This is a genomic window from Nocardioides sp. Leaf307, from assembly GCF_001423135.1.
GTDB lineage: Bacteria > Actinomycetota > Actinomycetes > Propionibacteriales > Nocardioidaceae > Nocardioides > Nocardioides kribbensis.
This window is the reverse complement of record NZ_LMNY01000002.1, coordinates 463,033-479,589: the sequence shown is the minus strand read 5'-3', so window position 1 is coordinate 479,589 and position 16,557 is coordinate 463,033. Positions and strand designations below refer to the sequence as shown.

General features: G+C 74.4%; 15 protein-coding genes and 1 riboswitch. Of the genes, 4 read left to right on the top strand and 11 right to left on the bottom strand.

What is annotated here, in order from left to right:
- Positions 1 to 7: 7 nt before the first annotated feature.
- Together ASF50_RS11495 and ASF50_RS11490 are read right to left on the bottom strand one after the other, a co-directional pair.
- Complete coding sequence (locus tag ASF50_RS11495; RefSeq protein WP_056862456.1) at positions 8 to 286, bottom strand: Lrp/AsnC family transcriptional regulator; 279 nt, start codon at positions 284 to 286, stop codon at positions 8 to 10.
- A gap of 113 nt (positions 287 to 399) precedes the next feature.
- Positions 400 to 2,181 (bottom strand): DEDD exonuclease domain-containing protein, encoded by a 1,782-nt coding sequence (locus tag ASF50_RS11490; RefSeq protein ID WP_056904556.1) that lies wholly within the window; start codon positions 2,179 to 2,181, stop codon positions 400 to 402.
- A gap of 178 nt (positions 2,182 to 2,359) precedes the next feature.
- Between ASF50_RS11490 and ASF50_RS11485 the strand changes: the two genes are divergently transcribed.
- From ASF50_RS11485 to ASF50_RS11470, 4 genes are all read left to right on the top strand, one after another.
- On the top strand, positions 2,360 to 3,658 hold the full coding sequence (locus tag ASF50_RS11485; RefSeq protein ID WP_056904555.1) for an NYN domain-containing protein: 1,299 nt from the start codon (positions 2,360 to 2,362) through the stop codon (positions 3,656 to 3,658).
- Between the two features lie 148 nt (positions 3,659 to 3,806).
- Positions 3,807 to 4,013: a hypothetical protein gene (locus tag ASF50_RS11480; protein WP_056862459.1), complete on the top strand. Its 207-nt coding sequence runs from the start codon at positions 3,807 to 3,809 to the stop codon at positions 4,011 to 4,013.
- A 180-nt stretch (positions 4,014 to 4,193) separates the two neighbouring features.
- A riboswitch (cyclic di-AMP (ydaO/yuaA leader) is annotated at positions 4,194 to 4,360 on the top strand.
- Between the two features lie 12 nt (positions 4,361 to 4,372).
- The gene (locus ASF50_RS11475; RefSeq protein ID WP_056904554.1) at positions 4,373 to 5,371 is read left to right on the top strand and encodes a C40 family peptidase; all 999 of its coding nucleotides are present in this window, start codon (positions 4,373 to 4,375) and stop codon (positions 5,369 to 5,371) included.
- Positions 5,372 to 5,419: 48 nt separating this feature from the next.
- A complete protein-coding gene (locus tag ASF50_RS11470) occupies positions 5,420 to 6,640 on the top strand; it encodes a hypothetical protein (protein WP_156718251.1) in 1,221 nt (406 codons plus the stop codon).
- A 108-nt stretch (positions 6,641 to 6,748) separates the two neighbouring features.
- On the opposite strand, the gene ASF50_RS11465 is transcribed toward ASF50_RS11470, so the two are convergent.
- The 9 genes from ASF50_RS11465 to cpaB all read right to left on the bottom strand — a co-directional run bounded on the left by ASF50_RS11465 (position 6,749) and on the right by cpaB (position 16,086).
- Complete coding sequence (locus tag ASF50_RS11465; RefSeq protein WP_056904552.1) at positions 6,749 to 6,937, bottom strand: Flp family type IVb pilin; 189 nt, start codon at positions 6,935 to 6,937, stop codon at positions 6,749 to 6,751.
- A gap of 3 nt (positions 6,938 to 6,940) precedes the next feature.
- Positions 6,941 to 7,171: a Flp family type IVb pilin gene (locus ASF50_RS11460; protein ID WP_056904551.1), complete on the bottom strand. Its 231-nt coding sequence runs from the start codon at positions 7,169 to 7,171 to the stop codon at positions 6,941 to 6,943.
- 174 nt (positions 7,172 to 7,345) lie between these two features.
- Complete coding sequence (locus ASF50_RS11455; protein WP_056862464.1) at positions 7,346 to 8,002, bottom strand: response regulator transcription factor; 657 nt, start codon at positions 8,000 to 8,002, stop codon at positions 7,346 to 7,348.
- Positions 7,999 to 9,609: a sensor histidine kinase gene (locus tag ASF50_RS11450; protein ID WP_056904550.1), complete on the bottom strand. Its 1,611-nt coding sequence runs from the start codon at positions 9,607 to 9,609 to the stop codon at positions 7,999 to 8,001. Before ASF50_RS11450 ends, ASF50_RS11455 begins: the two co-directional genes overlap by 4 nt.
- A gap of 13 nt (positions 9,610 to 9,622) precedes the next feature.
- Positions 9,623 to 10,543, bottom strand: coding sequence for a type II secretion system F family protein (locus ASF50_RS11445; RefSeq protein ID WP_056904549.1), 921 nt, complete (start codon positions 10,541 to 10,543; stop codon positions 9,623 to 9,625).
- Position 10,544: 1 nt separating this feature from the next.
- The gene (locus ASF50_RS11440; protein ID WP_056904548.1) at positions 10,545 to 12,560 is read right to left on the bottom strand and encodes a type II secretion system F family protein; all 2,016 of its coding nucleotides are present in this window, start codon (positions 12,558 to 12,560) and stop codon (positions 10,545 to 10,547) included.
- Positions 12,560 to 14,146: a CpaF family protein gene (locus ASF50_RS11435; RefSeq protein WP_082503130.1), complete on the bottom strand. Its 1,587-nt coding sequence runs from the start codon at positions 14,144 to 14,146 to the stop codon at positions 12,560 to 12,562. Before ASF50_RS11435 ends, ASF50_RS11440 begins: the two co-directional genes overlap by 1 nt.
- Before the next feature lie 4 nt (positions 14,147 to 14,150).
- On the bottom strand, positions 14,151 to 15,344 hold the full coding sequence (locus ASF50_RS11430; protein WP_056904547.1) for an AAA family ATPase: 1,194 nt from the start codon (positions 15,342 to 15,344) through the stop codon (positions 14,151 to 14,153).
- Between the two features lie 4 nt (positions 15,345 to 15,348).
- Positions 15,349 to 16,086, bottom strand: coding sequence for a Flp pilus assembly protein CpaB (gene cpaB / locus ASF50_RS11425; protein ID WP_056862469.1), 738 nt, complete (start codon positions 16,084 to 16,086; stop codon positions 15,349 to 15,351).
- Between the last annotated feature and the right edge of the window lie 471 nt (positions 16,087 to 16,557).

Below are 16,557 nucleotides of genomic sequence, written 5' to 3'. Positions count from 1 at the left end.
CCGCGGCTCAGTCGAGGCCGAGGGAGAACGCCGACTCCAGGTCGTGGCGGGAGTAGGCGCGGAAGGCGATGTGGGTCTCCGTGGACTGCACGCCCGGGACCTTGTTGAGCCGGTCGGCCACCACCGCGGCGACCTCGTCGTGGTGGCGCACCCGGATGAGCGCGATCAGGTCGATCTGACCGGTGACGGAGTAGACCTCCGAGACGCCCTCGAGAGCGGCGATGCCCTCGGCGACCTCGGGGATCCGGGCCACGTCGGCCTTGACGAAGACGATCGCAGTCAGCATGCGGGCCAGCCTAGACCCGGCGGGCCGCGAGCCCGCGCGACCGGACCCGGGCCGGGGTGGGGGCGCCGGGGTCGGCGCGCCGGGGTGGGCGGGGCCGTGGGCCGGGGGTGGGCTCAGCGCGCCGGGCGGTGGACGGGCGCGAGGTCGCGGCGGTCCTCGAAGGGCACGAGGGTGCGGCGCGACTCGGCGACCGCGTCGTGGACGGCCAGGTGGCGGGTCGCCCCGGCCACCGGGCAGACCCACTCGCCCTCGACGTCGACCAGGCGCACGCCGGGGGACTCCAGCCACCGCAGGATCTTCTCGCTCTCCTCGGCGGTGGCCGCGGGCACCGGCCCCGGCGCGGCGGCCACGGTCTCGGCGCTCGCGCGCAGCTCCGCGACGTACTGGTGGGCGTCGGCGCCGGTGGGGATCACCCCGGCGGCGGCCAGGCGCCCCCGGCGCACGACGTGCACCGCCCAGCGGCCGTCGTCCTCGCGGCGGCAGGCCACCAGCTCGGGGCAGCCACTGAGCGCGGAGAGGCGCTGGGTGCGTGACGCGGCGCGCACGAAGGCGGCCAGGCGGTCGCGGTGCACCCCTGCCTCCTCGAACCGGTCGCCGGAGGCCAGCGCCTCCATGCGGTGGTTGATCGACTCCACGACCTCGTCGGGGCGGCGCAGCAGGGTGTCGCTGAGCCGGCGCACCATCGCGGCGTAGGTCTGCTCGTCGACGCTGCCGTCGCAGGGGGAGAGGCAGCGGCCCATCTCGGCCAGCACGCAGGCGCTGCGGGAGGGGCGCCGCGGCAGGCGGCCCGAGCACTGGCGCACCGGGAAGGTGTCGTGCAGCGCGGCGAGGGCCTTGTCGGCGGCGCGGCGCGAGCCGAAGGGGCCGAGGTAGTCGGCGTCGTCGTCGAGCACCCGGGTCACCAGCGACAGCCGCGGCCAGGTCTCGCGGGTGAGCTTGACGAAGTGCACCTTGCGCGAGTTGCGCGAGCGGCGGTTGTAGCGCGGCTCGTGCTCGGCGATGAGCCGCAGCTCGCGCACCTGGGCCTCCAGCGGCGTCGCGCACTCGATGCCGGTGACCGTGGCGGCCAGCCCGACCATCTCGCCCATGCGTGAGCGGGTCTCGGAGGCCGTGAAGTACGACCGGACGCGGGTGCGCAGGTCCTGCGAGGTGCCGACGTAGAGCACCCGCGAGCGGTCGTCGCGGAAGAGGTAGACCCCCGGGGCGTGGGGGAGGCCCTCGGCGAGGTGGCGCTTCTTGCGCTGGGCGGTGCTCACCCGGGCCGAGAAGGTCTGCAGCTCCTCCAGGGTGTGCACGCCGAGGCCCCCCAGCCGCTCCATCAGGCCGTGCAGCACGTCGACGGTGGCGCGGGCGTCGGACAGGGCGCGGTGGTTGGGGGTCGTGGTGGCGCCGAAGAGGGCCGCCAGCGAGGAGAGCTTGCAGTTGGGAGCGTCGTCGCGGGTGATGACACGGCGGGCCAGCCGCGCGGTGTCGAGCACCTCGAAGCGGGGCCACGGCCGCTGCTGCTGCTCGGCGAAGTGCTTGAGGAAGCCGACGTCGAAGGGCGCGTTGTGGGCGACGAGCACGCAGCCCGCGGCGAACTCCAGGAAGGCCGGGAGCGCCGACTCGATCGGCGGTGCGCCCGCGACCATGCCGTTGGTGATGCCGGTGAGCACGGCGATGAACGGCGGGATCTCGCCGCGGGGGTCGACCAGGGTCTGGAACTCGCCGAGGACCTCGCCGCCGCGGACCTTGACCGCGCCGATCTCGGTGATCATCGAGCCACCCGCGGCCGAGCCCCCGGTGGTCTCGAGGTCGACCACGCAGAAGGTCAGGTCGCGCAGGGGGCGCCCGAGCTCGTCGAAGCTGCGCTGGGCCTCCCAGGGCGAGGGCGCCTCTCGCGTGCTGCTGCTCATGGTGGGCGACGCTAGAGCGGCGCACCGACAGTCCGGTGGCGACGCGCGGCATAGGCTGGCGGTCCGCAGGGGCGCGGTCCGGGTCGTGCCCCGGGTGCCGTGGGCCCACCGCGCGGTGCCCGCCCCGAGCCGCCCGTCCCGACCCGCCCGACCCGACTTCCCCGCGAGGTGCCCCTCCATGTCCGACCCGGCCGCCCCCTCCGACCTCGGGGACCTCCCCGAGCCGGTGCGCGCCCGGGTGGTGGCGCTGAGCGCCGAGGTGCTGCCCGACGTGGCCGCGCTGCCGCCGTCGCTGCGACGGGTCGCGGCCTTCACGCCGTCCCGGCGCGCGCGCCTCGGTGCGACCGCCCTCGCCGCAGCGCTGACAGACCAGCGCCTGCGCGAGCGGGTGGCGGTGCAGGTCGCCGCGCGACGGTCGTCGACCCTCGCCGACCTGGCGCGGCTGGACGACCCGGTCGAGGCGGCCGCGCTGGCCTGGCTGGTGCGCCCCGACGGCTGGCAGGAGCCGGTCGCCGCCGCGGTCGACCTGACCGCGGCCCGGGCCGCACAGCAGGAGGCCGAGCAGGAGTCGCGGTGGCGACGCCGCGCCGAGGCGGCCGAGCAGGCCCTGCGCGAGCAACGCGCCCTGCACCGCCAGCAGGTCGAGGACTACAAGGCCGAGGTGGCGGGCCTGCGGCGCCGGCTGGCCGAGGCGCGCCGCGGCGACCAGGCGGTCGACGACGCGGTCCTCGACGGGCTCCGAGGCGAGCTCGACGAGCAGACCCGGGCCCGCCGGGCCGCCGAGGACGCACTGGCGGCCGAGCGGAGCGGCGTACGACGGCTGCAGGCGCAGGTCGAGCGGCTCGAGGCGACCAGCCGCACCGAGCGCCGCGCGGCCCGCAGCGAGCGCGACGAGGTCAGCCTGCGCGCCCGTCTGCTGCTCGACTCGGTCATCGACGCCGCCGCGGGGCTGCGCCGCGAGCTGGCCCTGCCGCCGGTGAGCGGCAGCCCGGCCGACCGGGTCGAGGCCGAGGTGGCGGCGGAGCGCGGACCCCGCGCCCCCGGCGGCGTCGCCGACACGGTGAGCCCGGCGGTGCTCGAGCAGCTGCTCGCCCTGCCCCACGGACGGCTGCTCGTCGACGGCTACAACGTCAGCAAGGGCGTGTGGGGCGGCTCGTCGCTCGAGGCCCAGCGGATCCGGCTGCTGGCCGCCCTGGCGCCGCTGGTCGCGCGCACGGGGGCCGAGACCACGGTGGTCTTCGACGCCGCCGACTCCGAGCACCGGCCCCCCGTCAGCCCGCCCCGCGGGGTCAAGGTGCTCTTCAGCCCGCCCGGGGTGATCGCCGACGACGTGCTGCGCGACCTCGTGGCGGCCGAGCCCGCCGGCCGCACAGTGCTCGTGGTCACCGACGACCGCAGCCTGCGCGCCGACGTCACCCGCTCCGGAGCGCGCGTCGTCGGCGTCCACGCGCTCGCGGGGCTGCTGGGCCGGGTCTGACGCCGGGTCCGACGCCGAGCGGACACCGGGCCGACGCCGGGCCGACCAACCGCCCACCGCGCCGCCGGCCCACGGATCCGGCCCTGCGACACGCGCTCCCGCCCGGTGCGGCGCGGGACTGTCGGTGGCGCCTGCGAGCGTCTCGCCCATGACGACGAGAATCGACTGCGACAGCTGCGTGGTCCGGGGCCTGGCCTGCCACGACTGCGTGGTCACCGTGCTGCTCGGGCCGCCGCCCGAGCTGACCTTCGACGACGACGAGGCGGCCGCGCTGGAGGTGCTCGCCGCCGGCGGCCTGGTGCCGCCGCTGCGGCTGGTGCGGGCGGTCGACACCCCGGGCGCCGAGTCCGCGTGACGCACCCCCGCGCCCGGTGTGACTCCTGTGGTCACTGGGACCCGAGGGGCTGGCGGGGGTAAAGATTGCGTGAAGGCGCCCGACGCGCCGGGGCGATCCGGCGGGCGGGTTTTGTCCGCCGGGGTGAGGCGACTAACCTCGCGTGCTCAGGTGCCCGTGGCAGTGGACCATCCGGTTCGCGCGGGCACCACGCTGAGTCCGACGCCGCCTGGCGGCGCCGGAGCCGGGGAACCAACTCTTCTGGGGTGAATCTCCCGCGAGGCGCACCCACCGGTGCGAGGAGCGGGCGTAGGGCGAGTCGTGCCCGAATCCGTCAGCTCACCCGGTAGGCGTACGACAGCAAGGGAGACCGTCCGCTCGTGCAGCACGGCCGGAAACGACTCAGCACCGCCCTCGTCGGACTCACCCTCGTGGGTGCGATCGGGCTCATCCCCACCTCGCCGGCCCAGGCCGAGCCCGACATCGACGACGTCGAGGCACGCGTCGACCGTCTCTACCACGAGGCCGAGCAGGCCTCGGAGCGCTTCAACGACGCCCGCATCGAGCTGGCCGACCTGCAGAAGGACCTGGCGGCGCTCAACGCCGACGAGGACCGCCAGGACGCCCGACTCGACGCCGTGCGCGAGCAGGTCCGCGACTCCGTCGTGCGCCAGTACGAGGGCGAGAGCATCTCCGCCGTCGGCCAGGTCGTCGTCTCCGACGACCCCAGCGCCTTCCTGGCCCAGATGACCACGATGTCGTCGTTCGACTCCGTGCAGGACGAGCTCTTCGACAGCTACACCCTCGAGACCAAGGCCCTCGACATCCGGGCGCAGGCCGTCGCGCAGCGCGCCGCCGACGTCGCGGAGACCAAGGAGCAGCTCGCCGAGGAGAAGGCGACCATCGACGACAAGCTCGCCGAGGCCGAGTCGCTGCTCGACCGCCTCGAGACCGAGGCCCGCGAAGCCGTCGTCTCGCGCGACAGCTCGGCCCGCACGGCCGCACCCGCGCCCACCAGCGTGCCGGCCTCGGGCCGCGCCGCCGCCGCGGTGCAGTACGCCCTCGCCCAGGTCGGCGACGCCTACGTCTACGGCGCCGCCGGTCCGTCGGCCTTCGACTGCTCGGGCCTCACCATGATGGCCTGGGCCCAGGCGGGCGTCTCCCTGCCGCACAGCTCGAGCGCCCAGTTCTCCTCCGGTCCGCAGGTCAGCTCCAGCGACCTCCAGCCCGGCGACCTGGTCTTCTACTACAGCCCCATCAGCCACGTGGGCATGTACATCGGCAACGGCATGATCGTGCACGCCGCCAACCCCGGCAGCGGTGTCACCACCGCCCCGGTGATGTCGATGCCCTACGTCGGCGCCGTCCGCCCGGGCTGAGCCCTGACCGACGCCCCGACCTCGAAGGCCGGTCGCCCACGCACGTGGGTGGCCGGCCTTTCGCTGTGCGTGCTGGTGCTCGCCGGGCTCGTGGTGTGGCGGGTCGTCGACTCGCCCTACGTCGCACCGGCCGGCCCCGACCCGGCCGCGGCGGGGGAGGCCGAGCCGGGCCTGGCCACGGCCGCGCTGCAGCGGCTGCAGCAGGCGATCGCGAGCGGTGACGCCGCGGCGGCGGCCGCCCTCGCCCCCGAGGACGACCCGGCCGCGGCGGAGCGCCTGCGGGCCGCGGTCGAGAACGCGGCCGACCTGCGGCTCGCCGGCGTGACGCTGCGCTACGTCGAGCAGGCGAGCGCCGTCGACGCGGCCGGCACCTGGTCGGCTGCGGTCGAGGTGACCTGGCGCCTGCGCGGCTTCGACCCGGCGCCCGCCCGCACCGAGGTGGCGTTCACGCTGCGGGCCGAGCCCGACCGCGTCGCCCTCGTCTCGGCCGGGGGAGGGGGCCTGCGCACACCGCTGTGGCTCGCCGAGCCGCTGCGGGTGGCCCGCACCCCCGACACGCTGGTGATGGTCGCCGGCGACGCCGCCGAGCTGCGCGAGTACGCCGCCCTGGCCCGCCGCGCCGTGCCGGTGGTTGCGCGCGTGGTGCCCGCCGACCGCCCCCGTCTGGTCGTCGAGGTGCCCGCCGGCGCCGACCAGCTCGACGCGCTGCTCGACGTGCCCGCCGGCACCTACGCCGGTGTCGCCGCGGTGACCGCCCCCGTCGACGGCCGTGACGAGCCGGGCGGTCCGCTGCACGTCTTCGTCAACCCCGAGGAGATGTCGAGGCTGCGCCCGACCGGCGCCCAGGTGGTGATGAGCCACGAGGCCACCCACGCGGTCACCGACGCCCCCACCAGCCGGGCGCCGCTCTGGCTGGTGGAGGGCTTCGCCGACTACGTCGCCCTGCGCGACGTCGACCTCCCCCTCGCCACGACCGCGGCACAGGCCATCGCCCGGGTACGGCGCGAGGGTCTGCCGGCGGCCCTGCCCGGCACCGACGACTTCGACGTCGCGCAGACCCACCTGGGGGCGACCTACGAGAGCGCCTGGCTGGCCTGCCGGGTCGTCGCCGAGCAGGCTGGCCAGCAGGCGCTCGTGCGGCTCTACGAGGCCACCAGCCGCGGCGAGGACCTCGGCGCGACCCTGAGGCGGGTGTCGGGCCTCGACGTCGGGAGCCTCACGCAGGACTGGCGGCGCGAGCTGCGGGCCCTCGCCGACGGCCCCCGTTGAGACCGGTACGTCGTCGGACGCGGAGCAGCCCCCGTCGACCACCGCTGTGGTCGCCGGGGGCTGCTAGTCCCTCCCCTGACGGGGTCGTGCTGTGCTGGGGTGCCGGTCTCAGCAGCCGTCGGTGGCGGTGCTGGCGCTGACGGTGTCGCAGGTGTCCCCGAAGAGTCCGTCGACACCGCCGCCGAAGGCGAAGACCGCGGCGGCCACGAGGGCGGCGATGCCGGAGATCAGCAGGCCGTACTCGACCGCTGAGGCGCCGAGGTCAGCGAGACCGTCGGTGCCCCGGGTCTCGAGCACCTGTTACTCGCCAGCGGGGGCCGCAGGCGCGTCGCAAGTGGTGGCTCCGCCGCTCACGCTGTCGCACGTCTCGTTGAAGATGTCGCTGATGGTGCCGCCGAAGGCGAAGACGACCACGACGATGAGGGCCGCGATACCGGCGATGAGCAGGCCATACTCCACGGCGGAGGCGCCGCGCTCGTCGTCGCGGTCGGTGCGGAGGGCGTTGAGCAGGATGCTCAGGTAGGTGATCATGTTCGGGCTCCCATGTGGTCCGTGGATCTGCGGTCGAGGTCGGGGGACCTCACACCACTGATCCTGCTAGGGATCGCCCGCCGTCGGATCGGCCCACCGCTCCGACCCGGGTAGTCCCTTCGGACTACCTCTCCGCACCGCCCGCCGCGGGCCCATGGCCCGGTCGGCGGAGCCTCAGGACCGTCCGCCCGGGGCGATGCTCGACAGCAGGCCGATCCGCATGGCGGTGACGAGGGCCTGGGCGCGGTTGGCGGCGCCGAGCTTCTGGTAGATCCGCGCGATGTGGGACTTCGCGGTCGACTCGCTGAGGTAGAGCTTGTCGCCGATGGCGGCGGCGCCCAGGCCGTCGGCGAGCAGCAGCAGCACCTCGTGCTCGCGGTCGGTGAGGCGGGTCGACTCCGCGGCCGTGCGGCGCATCATGGCGCCGACCAGACCGGTGCAGACGAAGGACCGCGGGGAGACCTTGGCGTGCCGCGCGGCGCGGATGACCTCGGCCGACGGGGCGTCCTTGCCGACGAAGCCCGAGGCGCCGGCCTCCATGGCGGCGAAGATCTGGTCGTCGCCGGAGTGCATGGTCAGCACGACCAGCCCGACGGTGGTGCTCTGCTTGCGCACGGCGCGTACGACGTCGAGGCCGGTGCCGTCCTGCAGCTGAAGGTCGGTGACCACCACGTCGGGCGCCAGGGTGTCGAAGGAGGCGATGGCCTCGCTGACCGTGGCGGCCACCCCGGCGATGGTCATGTCGGCCTCGAGCTCGAAGACGCCGGAGAGTCCGGTGCGGATGAGCTCGTGGTCGTCCACCAGCAGGACACGGATCGGCTGGTCGGTCATGCCCTCACTGTAGTGGTGCTCACGGGCTCGCTGTCTGCCGCCGGGCCCGAGGGCTGGGACGAGTCCTGGAGCGCCGGCCGGTCGCCGAGGCTCACCCGCACGCCGACGCCGCCGCCGGGGAGGTCCTCGACGGTGAGGTCGGCCCCCACCAGGCGGGCGCGCTCGCGCATGATGCCGAGGCCGAAGGAGTCGGTGCGGGGCTCGCCGAGGCCGCGGCCGTCGTCGACCACGCTGATCGACGCGCGTGGCGGGTGGACCTGGCAGTGCACCCGCACGGTGGTGCAGCGGGCGTGCTTGACCGCGTTGTTGACGGCCTCCTGGGTGATCCGGAAGAGCTCGGCCTCGACCTCCGGGCGCAGCCGGCCGGTGTGCTCGTCGAGGGTGACCTCGATGGCCAGGCCCGAGACCTCGCTGAGGTTGCGGGCGATGGCCCCGATCGCGGCGCCGAGGCTCTCGCTCTCGCCGACCGTGGTGCGCAGGTTGATGACCGAGCGGCGCACGTCGGCGACGATCGCGCTGATCCGCTCGCGCAGCATCTCGATCCGCTCGGCCTGCTGGGGGTCGGCGGGCCGGGCGGCCAGGGCGTCGACGACGTAGCCCAGGGAGGCGATCTCCTGGGCCACCCCGTCGTGCATCTCGCGGGAGAGCCGGCGGCGCTCGTCGGCGGTGGCGGCGTCGCGGAAGGAGGCGAAGAGCAGGGCGGTGTCGAGGTGCACCGCGCTGGGGCCGAGCCCGCGGGCCAGGCCCACGAGGCGGTCGCGCAGGTCGAGCGGCACCGGGTCGAGCCGCTCCGAGAGCGTGCCGGCGACGATGCCGGCGACGCCCGCGCCGGTGGAGAGCGGGAAGGCGAAGGAGCGGCCCTCCACCAGGATCGCCGCCCCCGCCCAGGAGCGCTCGGCGCGCAGCTCGCTGTCGCCGAGGTCCTCGCCCTCGAGCGAGCGGGTGAGCAGCGGGGTGAGGCCGTCGCCGCGGGGCACGTAGAGCACCAGGGTCGAGGTGGGGATCTCGTCGCGCACCCCGCTGAGGATGGCCCCGCCCAGGGCGTTGGGGTCGAGGCCGGAGCTGAAGCCGCCACTGAGGTCGATGAGCTGGCGCAGCAGCTCCTGGGCGAAGCGGTAGGGCTCCAAGGGGTCGTTGGTGCGGGCGATGGAGGAGCGCAGGAAGGTCGCGATCAGGCCGAGCCCGAGGCCGGTGATGGTCCAGGTGACGATGCTGAAGGCCTCGTCGCCACTCGCGCCGCCGTGGAGCAGCTGCACCGCGGCCAGCAGGGCCGCCAGCTCGACGCCCAGGGCCACCGCGGTGCCGACCAGCCCGCGGCTCAGCCCGGCGACGAAGGGCGGCACGGCGAGGATGCCGAGGATCGCGATGGTGCCCGGCAGGCCGTAGCCGGCGGCCACGCCCACCGCCAGCGCCTCGACCACCATCAGCGGCGGCGACGACCCGGCGCTGCGCCGCTCGGCCAGGCTCGCCAGGAGCCAGGCCAGTCCCGCCACGACCAGGGCGTAGGCGGCAGCCGACCCTCGCCCCTGGGAGACGGGGACCAGCAGGGCCACCAGCACGAAGGCTCGTGCGGCGGCGCTGATGGAGAGCGGCTGGAGGTCCTTCACCGGGGGCGGCCCACTAGAAGTTGTCCATGATGCTGATGACGGCCGGGCCCATGACGGCGATGAAGAGGCAGGGCAGGATGCAGAAGATCAGCGGCACCGTGATCTTCACCGGCACCTGCTGGGCCTTCTCCTCCGCGCGCTGGCGGCGCTTCACGCGCATCTCGCTGGACTGCACGCGCAGCACCTGGGCGACGGGGATGCCGAACGAGTCGGCCTGGACCATGGCACTGACGAAGGATTGCAGATCGTCGACGTCGGTGCGCTCCGACAGGCCGCGCAGGGCCGCCGAGCGCCCCTGGCCGATCTGCATCTCCTTGAGCACGCGGGCGAACTCGTCGGCCAGCGGACCCTCGGTGTTGCGGGCGACCTGCTGGAGCGCGGCGTCGAAGCCAAGGCCCGACTCGACGCTGATCGTCATCAGGTCGATGGCGTCGGGCAGCTCGCGCAGGATCTGCGCCGAGCGGTCGTAGGTCTTCTGGTAGAGGTAGAGGTTGGGGCCGAGGAAGCCGAGCACCAGAGCGCCGAGACCGACGCCGAGCAGCACCCCCAGCGAGGCGCCGAGGAGCAGGGCGACCAGCACGCCCACCACGAGCCCGGCCACGGCGCCGAGCACCTTGGCCGAGACGACCTTGTCGACGGTGAGACCGGCGGGGTTGCCGGCGAGGTCGAGCTTGCGCCGGATCCGCTCGGCGGCGTCGGCGCCGGTGATCCTGCGGCCGACCACGAGGGCCCGGGCCCGCAGCGGGTCGAGGACCCGCTCGGCGAAGGGCCGATCGATCTCCTCGGTGAGGACCTTCGGAGCATCGGTCATGGCCTCGAGCACGGCGAGGGAGCGGGTGACCCCGGCCGACTCGGCGTCGGTGCGCAGGGCGGCACCGACGAGGACGAGGGAGACCGCCACCAGCACGACCCCGAGCAGGAAGACCATGGTCATCTCACACCTCCACCTTGATCAGCCGGCTCATCCAGAACACGCCCAGACCCAGGATGAGCCCGGCGCCGCCCAACATCAACCAGCCCAGGGGCTCGGTGAACATCGGAGCGACGTACTCGCGGTTGGTGAGCACGAGGTAGACCATGAACAGCGGGGGGAGCAGCCCGAGCACCCACGCGGAGAGCTTGCCCTCGGCGGCGAGCGCGGCGACCTGGCGGCGCATGTACTCCCGCTCGCGCATCGTGCCGGCGACGGTGTCGAGCAGCTCGGCGAGGTTGCCGCCGACCTGGCGCTGGATGCGGATGGCCATGACGACCCACTCGAAGTCCTTGCTCTCGAAGCGCTCGGCGACGCTCTCGAGCGCCTCCTCCAGGCTCACCCCGAGGCGCACCTCGACCAGCACGCGGCGGAACTCCGAGGCGACGGGGTCGACGCCCTCGCGCACGATGGTGTCGACCGACTGCGCCAGCGAGAGCCCCGCCGACAGCGAGCCCGACATGAGCTGCAGCGTGTCGGGCAGCGCGCTGTTGAAGGCCTTGCGGCGCCGCGAGCGCCGGACGCCGAGGTAGATCCAGGGCCCGAGCACGCCCAGGGCGAGGAAGAGCAGGCCGACGACGAGGCTGCCCTGGCCGAGCAGCAGCCCCATCAGGCCGGCCGCGAGCACGATGCCGGTGTGCACCAGCAGCCACTCGGCGGCCTTGAGGTCGCTGCCGGCCCCGTCGAGGCGCACGGCGATGCGGGCCTCCAGCCCCTTGTTGCGGCGCAGCACCTTGCCGGCGGCGTCCTTGGCCTGCTGGAGGGCCTGGTCGGGGTCGACCTTGGGCACCGTCGGCAGCCGGGACCCGCCGGAGGCGCTCGCGGTGTAGGACTCGACCCGCTCGGCGGCGGTCATCGGCGCGGCCGGTCGCGGCACCAGCAGGACGACGAGACCGACCAGGCCGACGCCGAGGGCGCCGACCCCGGCGTACATGGTCCAGGCCGGGGCGACCCAGCCGCTGTCGTCGACGACGGACGCGTCGAGGCCGGCGCTCCCGGGCGCGGCCGCGCTGGCGGCGCTGACGGTGGTGAAGGCCTCGGCGACGACCTCGCCCTGCGGTGTCGGCAGGGCGATCCGCAGCTCGGCCTCGGTGGCGGCGAGGTCGGCCGGTGCGGTGAGGCTGACCAGCACCTGGCGGTCGAGGGCGTCGGCCTCCTCGGCGAAGGCGGCGCGCAGCGCGTCGCTGTCGGCGGCCACGACCCGGCCCTGCCCGGCCCGCGAGAGGGTCTGGAGCACCTTCTCCTGGGCGGAGCCCTGCTCGAGGGCGATGACGTCGACCAGCACGCCGGAGTCCTCGACGGCGGCGGCGACGTCGTCGATGTCGGTCTCGGAGGTGTCGGCGCCGTCGGAGAGCACGAGCAGCTTGCGCTGGCCCTCGTCGCCGGCCATGGCGACCCCGCCGAGGACGCCGTCGTAGAGCAGGGTCCGGCGCGAGAGGGAGAGGCCCTCGACGACGGCGCGGGCGGCGTCGCGGTCGAGGGTCGGCTCGAGCGCCGCGGTGACCTCGCCGGAGAAGGCGACGACCCCCACCAGGACGTCGTCGGGTGCGCTGTCGAGGAAGGTGAGCGCGGCCTGCCGGGCCGCGGCGAACCGCTCCCCGGCCATCGAGTTGCTGGTGTCGACCACGAGGACCGCCGTGCGCCGCACCGCGCCGGAGCTGCCCGCGGGCTGGGCGGTGGCCTCGACCGCGGTGCCGTCGACGGTCACCGAGACGCCGCCGAGGTCGACGTCGCTGTCGGGCGGCACCGAGACGAGCACCTCGGCGCCGTCGTCGCGGGGCTCGACGTGCGAGATCGTGGCCTCGGACGCGTCGGGGGAGCCTTCGATGGAACCGGGGGCGGAGCCGGCGGCCAGGGCCGGGCCGGCGGCGCCCAGGCCCAGGGTCGCCGCGACCGCGAGCAGGGCGGCGGCGCGCAGCAGGCGCCGGCTCCGTGACCGCGGCGCGGTGAGGCACCGCCCGGCCGGGGAGTGCGGGCGCATCAGATCCGGTCCGTCGCGAAGAGCACCGGGTCGACGGTGACGTTGGCGTAGGCCATCTTGTCGAGGAACTTGGGGCGCAGCCCGGTGGGACGCATCCGGCCCAGGGTGCGGCCGTCGTGGTCGAAGCCCATGGCGTTGTCGAAGACGAAGATGTCCTGCAGCGTGATGACGTCGCCCTCCATGCGCTCCACCTCGGTGATGTGGGTGATGCGGCGGGTGCCGTCCTTGAAGCGGGTCTGGTGCACGATCAGGTCCACCGCCGAGGCGACCTGCTCGCGGATGGCGCGCACGGGCAGGTCCATGCCGGCCATCAGCACCATGGTCTCCATGCGGGCCAGCGTGTCGCGCGGTCCGTTGGAGTGCAGGGTGCAGATCGAGCCGTCGTGGCCGGTGTTCATGGCCTGGAGCATGTCGAGGGCGGAGGCGTCGCGGACCTCGCCGACGATGATGCGGTCGGGGCGCATGCGCAGGCTGTTCTTGACCAGGTCGCGGATCGTGACCGCGCCCTTGCCCTCGATGTTGGCCGGGCGCGACTCCAGCCGCACGACGTGGTCCTGCTTGAGCTGGAGCTCGGCGGCGTCCTCGATGGTGACGATGCGCTCGTCGTCGGGGATGAAGGACGACAGCACGTTGAGCGTGGTCGTCTTGCCGGCGCCGGTGCTGCCGGAGACGATGACGTTGAGCCGACCGCGCACGCAGGCGTCGAGGAAGTCGGCGGTGTGGGGGCTCAGCGAGCCGAAGCGGATGAGGTCGTCGACCGTGAGCGGGTCGGCGGCGAACTTGCGGATGGTCAGCGCCGAGCCGTCGACGGCCAGGGGCGGCACCACGGCGTTGACGCGGCTGCCGTCGGGCAGACGGGCGTCGACCATGGGGCTCGACTCGTCGACGCGCCGGCCGATGCGGGAGACGATCTTGTCGATGGTGCGGCGCAGGTGGTCCTCGTCGGCGAACTGGGCCGTGGCCGGCACCAGCCGGCCGCCCTTCTCCAGCCAGATCGAGTCGTGGCCGTTGACCATGACCTCCGAGACGTCGGGGTCGCGCAGGTAGGGCTCGATCGGTCCGTAGCCCAGGATGTCGTCGCTGATCTCCTGGGTGACGCGGGCGCGGTCGCTGCTGCTGAGCGGGCGGTCCTGGGCCCCCAGCACCTCGGCGAGCACGGCGCGCACGCGCTGGTCGAGCTCGTCCTGGTCCATGTCGGAGGCGTAGAGGTGGGGCCCCAGCTGCTTGAGCAGCTCGACGTGGACGTTGCTCTTGAGCTCCTCGATCCGGTCGCCCTGCTGCGAGGCGAGCGTACGCCGGGCAGCGGCGCCCACCGAGGGCTGCTCGGCGGGCGCGGGTCGCCGGGTGGTGAGGGCCGAGCCGGCCGTGGCGGACGACGCCGCGGCCGCGGCGGCCGCCTGCACGCTGGCCTCGGGCGTCACCGCGCCGACCGGGCCGCGGTGGCGGGCCGGCTGCGGCGCGCCGGACTCCTCGGCGGTCCGCCCCGGTGCGGCCTCGGTGGTCGTGGTGGACGTCGTGGTGCTGGATCCGGCGGGGGACCCGGACGCGCGGCGGGCCGCGGCGAGACGGTCGGCGAGGGTGCTCATCGCGTCATCTCCTGATCCGGAAGCGGGCCTTCGCGGCGGTGGGCTCGGCGGGGGCACCCGTCGACGCGGTAACCGGGGTGGCGGCCCGGTCGTCGGCGTCGCCGACGAGCTCCGCGGCGAGGGCGAGGATCGCGGTGCTGGACTGGTGGTCGGGGGAGCCGACCACGATCGGGGTGCCGGCGTTGGTGGCCGCCGCGATGTCCATCGAGGTGGCGATCTGCGCCGCGACCGGCATGCCAAGGATGGTCTCCACCTTCTCGGCGCTGATGCCGACGGCGTCGTCGGCGCGGTTGAGCAGCAGGTGGCGGTGGCCCGGAGCGATGTCGAGCATCTCGAGGGTCTCCAGGGCGACCTTGACGTTCTTCAGCGTCGGCACGTCGAGGGTGGCCACGATGACGCACTCGTCGGTCTCGTCGAGCGCGGTGAGGACCTGCTCGTCGAAGGACGGCGCGGTGTCGACGACGACGTAGTCGAAGCCCTCGCGCAGGGTGCGCAGGATGCGGGCCACCAGCAGCGGCGTGACCCGCTCGCGCACGTCGGGGTGGGCGGGCGCGGCGAGCACCATGAGCGAGTCGCGGTGGCGGGTGAGCAGCCCGTCGAGCAGGGTGAGATCGAGGCTGTCCTCGGAGCCGATGGCGTGCTCGAGGGAGTGGCTGGGGAAGAGCTGCATGGTGATCGCCACGTCGCCGAAGGCGAGGTCGAGGTCGACCAGGCAGACGCGGCGGGCGCCGCCGTCGTTGAGCGCCAGGGCGAGGTTGACCGCCATGGTCGTCTTGCCGACGCCGCCCTTGGGGGAGAAGACGGTGACGACCTTGCCCACCTGCGTGGCCCCGGCGGGGCCACGCAGGGCGACGAAGAGCTGGTGGGCGCGGGCGACGGCCGAGGTGAGCGACTCCAGGTCGCCCTCGGGCACCACGTCGCGCGCGCCGGCCTTCATGGCCTGGGTGAGCATCGTGGTGTCGAGCTCGCCGAGCACGAGCACCACGCTGACGGTGGGGCGGGAGGTGCGCAGCTGCTCGCACACGTCGAGGGCGTCGACCAGCTTGAGGCCGGGGCCGAGCACGACGACGTACTCGTCGTGGTGCTGGGCCAGCCAGGCCGCCATGCGGTCGGTGGTGTCGAGGGCCTGGCTGCCCGCGGGCAGTGCCGGGAGCAGGGCGGCCAGGACGGCGGGGTCGGGGTCGACGACTACGGGCACGTCGTCACCCGAAGAGGTTCTCGGCGGTGACGCCCGGGTCGGCCTTGAGGTTGGCCTCGGGGGTCAGCAGCGCGAAGGTCAGCTCCCCGGAGCCCTGGGCGAACAGGATGCGCTGGGCCTGCGCCTGGTCGACGGCGAGGGTGAGCAGCGTGTTGGGCACCTGCTCCGCCGGCGCGGGGGCCTCCTGTCCGTCGGCGGCGGCGGCCACGCTGACCGGGGTCGTGGAGCCGACGCCCAGGACGGTGGCACGCGTCATCAGCGTGCGGGTGAACTGCTGGCCGGCCGGGTCGGTGCCGTTGTAGATGATGGCCACCTCCGAGCCGGGGGTGATGAAGCCGGCGACCCGGGCGGGGTCGGTGAGGTTGACCGAGACCGCGATCTTGCCCGGCGGGATGGTGAGCGGCGACTCGCCGGCCGCGGTGGCCCCGAGCTTCTGCGGCACGATCTGCTCACCGGGGTAGATCGTGGTGAGGGCGACCAGGTCGGCGACGTCGGTGGCCTCGCTCAGCGCCCCGGGCAGGATCTGCCCCTCGGCGACGGCCTCGCGCGACAGCTTCCCGCTGTCGAGGGCCTGGCGCACGGTCTCGCCGCGCTCGATCTGGGTGTTGGCGACCAGGACCTCCTGGGTGGCGAACTGCGCCTCGGCCCGGTTGTCGGCTCCCTGCACGTAGAGGAACACCAGCACCGTGCCCAGGGCGGCCACCACGGCCGCGACCACCAGGAGCACCCTGCGTCGGTCCATCGTCGGTGACCTCTCCTCGGCTCAGACGGGACCGCCCTCGGGCCCCGTGCACCGGCGCCCGGGCCGATCCGGCCCTGGCGCCCCTCCGCGACTCATGCTAGGGACGCGCCGGCGGTGCATCTGGCTTTTCGGTCAATCGCCACCGCTGCTGAGCAAAAGGTCCCGCCGTCTCGTGGGGTGGGACCCCGGGTGCTCGTGGGGCGTCTGGGACGCCTCGGACGCCTCGGACACCCGTGGGCTCGGCTGACGGGTGCGTGGATCGCGCAATTGCGCGGGGTGGGGAGCGCGGTGGGGTAGTGGGTGTCGGGCTTTGCGTGGCTGGTGCGGGGTGGGGGCCGGGCTGGTGGTCGAAGTGGCGCAATGCTCGTCGTGCGTCAGCCGTGCCGTCGGTACGGCGCACGTGCGTGATCCGGGTGCGTGGATCGCGCAATTGCGTAGAGGGCGAGGCGGCACGGGCCAGGCCACGCGTCC

Bases quoted from the DNA above. Each gene is read 5' to 3' on its own strand.
- ASF50_RS11495 (WP_056862456.1), bottom strand. From the start codon at position 286: ATGCTGACTGCGATCGTCTTCGTCAAGGCCGACGTGGCCCGGATCCCC.
- ASF50_RS11490 (WP_056904556.1), bottom strand. From the start codon at position 2,181: ATGAGCAGCAGCACGCGAGAGGCGCCCTCGCCCTGGGAGGCCCAGCGC.
- ASF50_RS11485 (WP_056904555.1), top strand. From the start codon at position 2,360: ATGTCCGACCCGGCCGCCCCCTCCGACCTCGGGGACCTCCCCGAGCCG.
- ASF50_RS11480 (WP_056862459.1), top strand. From the start codon at position 3,807: ATGACGACGAGAATCGACTGCGACAGCTGCGTGGTCCGGGGCCTGGCC.
- ASF50_RS11460 (WP_056904551.1), bottom strand. From the start codon at position 7,171: ATGATCACCTACCTGAGCATCCTGCTCAACGCCCTCCGCACCGACCGC.
- ASF50_RS11455 (WP_056862464.1), bottom strand. From the start codon at position 8,002: ATGACCGACCAGCCGATCCGTGTCCTGCTGGTGGACGACCACGAGCTC.
- ASF50_RS11445 (WP_056904549.1), bottom strand. From the start codon at position 10,543: ATGACCATGGTCTTCCTGCTCGGGGTCGTGCTGGTGGCGGTCTCCCTC.
- ASF50_RS11440 (WP_056904548.1), bottom strand. From the start codon at position 12,560: ATGCGCCCGCACTCCCCGGCCGGGCGGTGCCTCACCGCGCCGCGGTCA.
- ASF50_RS11435 (WP_082503130.1), bottom strand. From the start codon at position 14,146: ATGAGCACCCTCGCCGACCGTCTCGCCGCGGCCCGCCGCGCGTCCGGG.
- cpaB (WP_056862469.1), bottom strand. From the start codon at position 16,086: ATGGACCGACGCAGGGTGCTCCTGGTGGTCGCGGCCGTGGTGGCCGCC.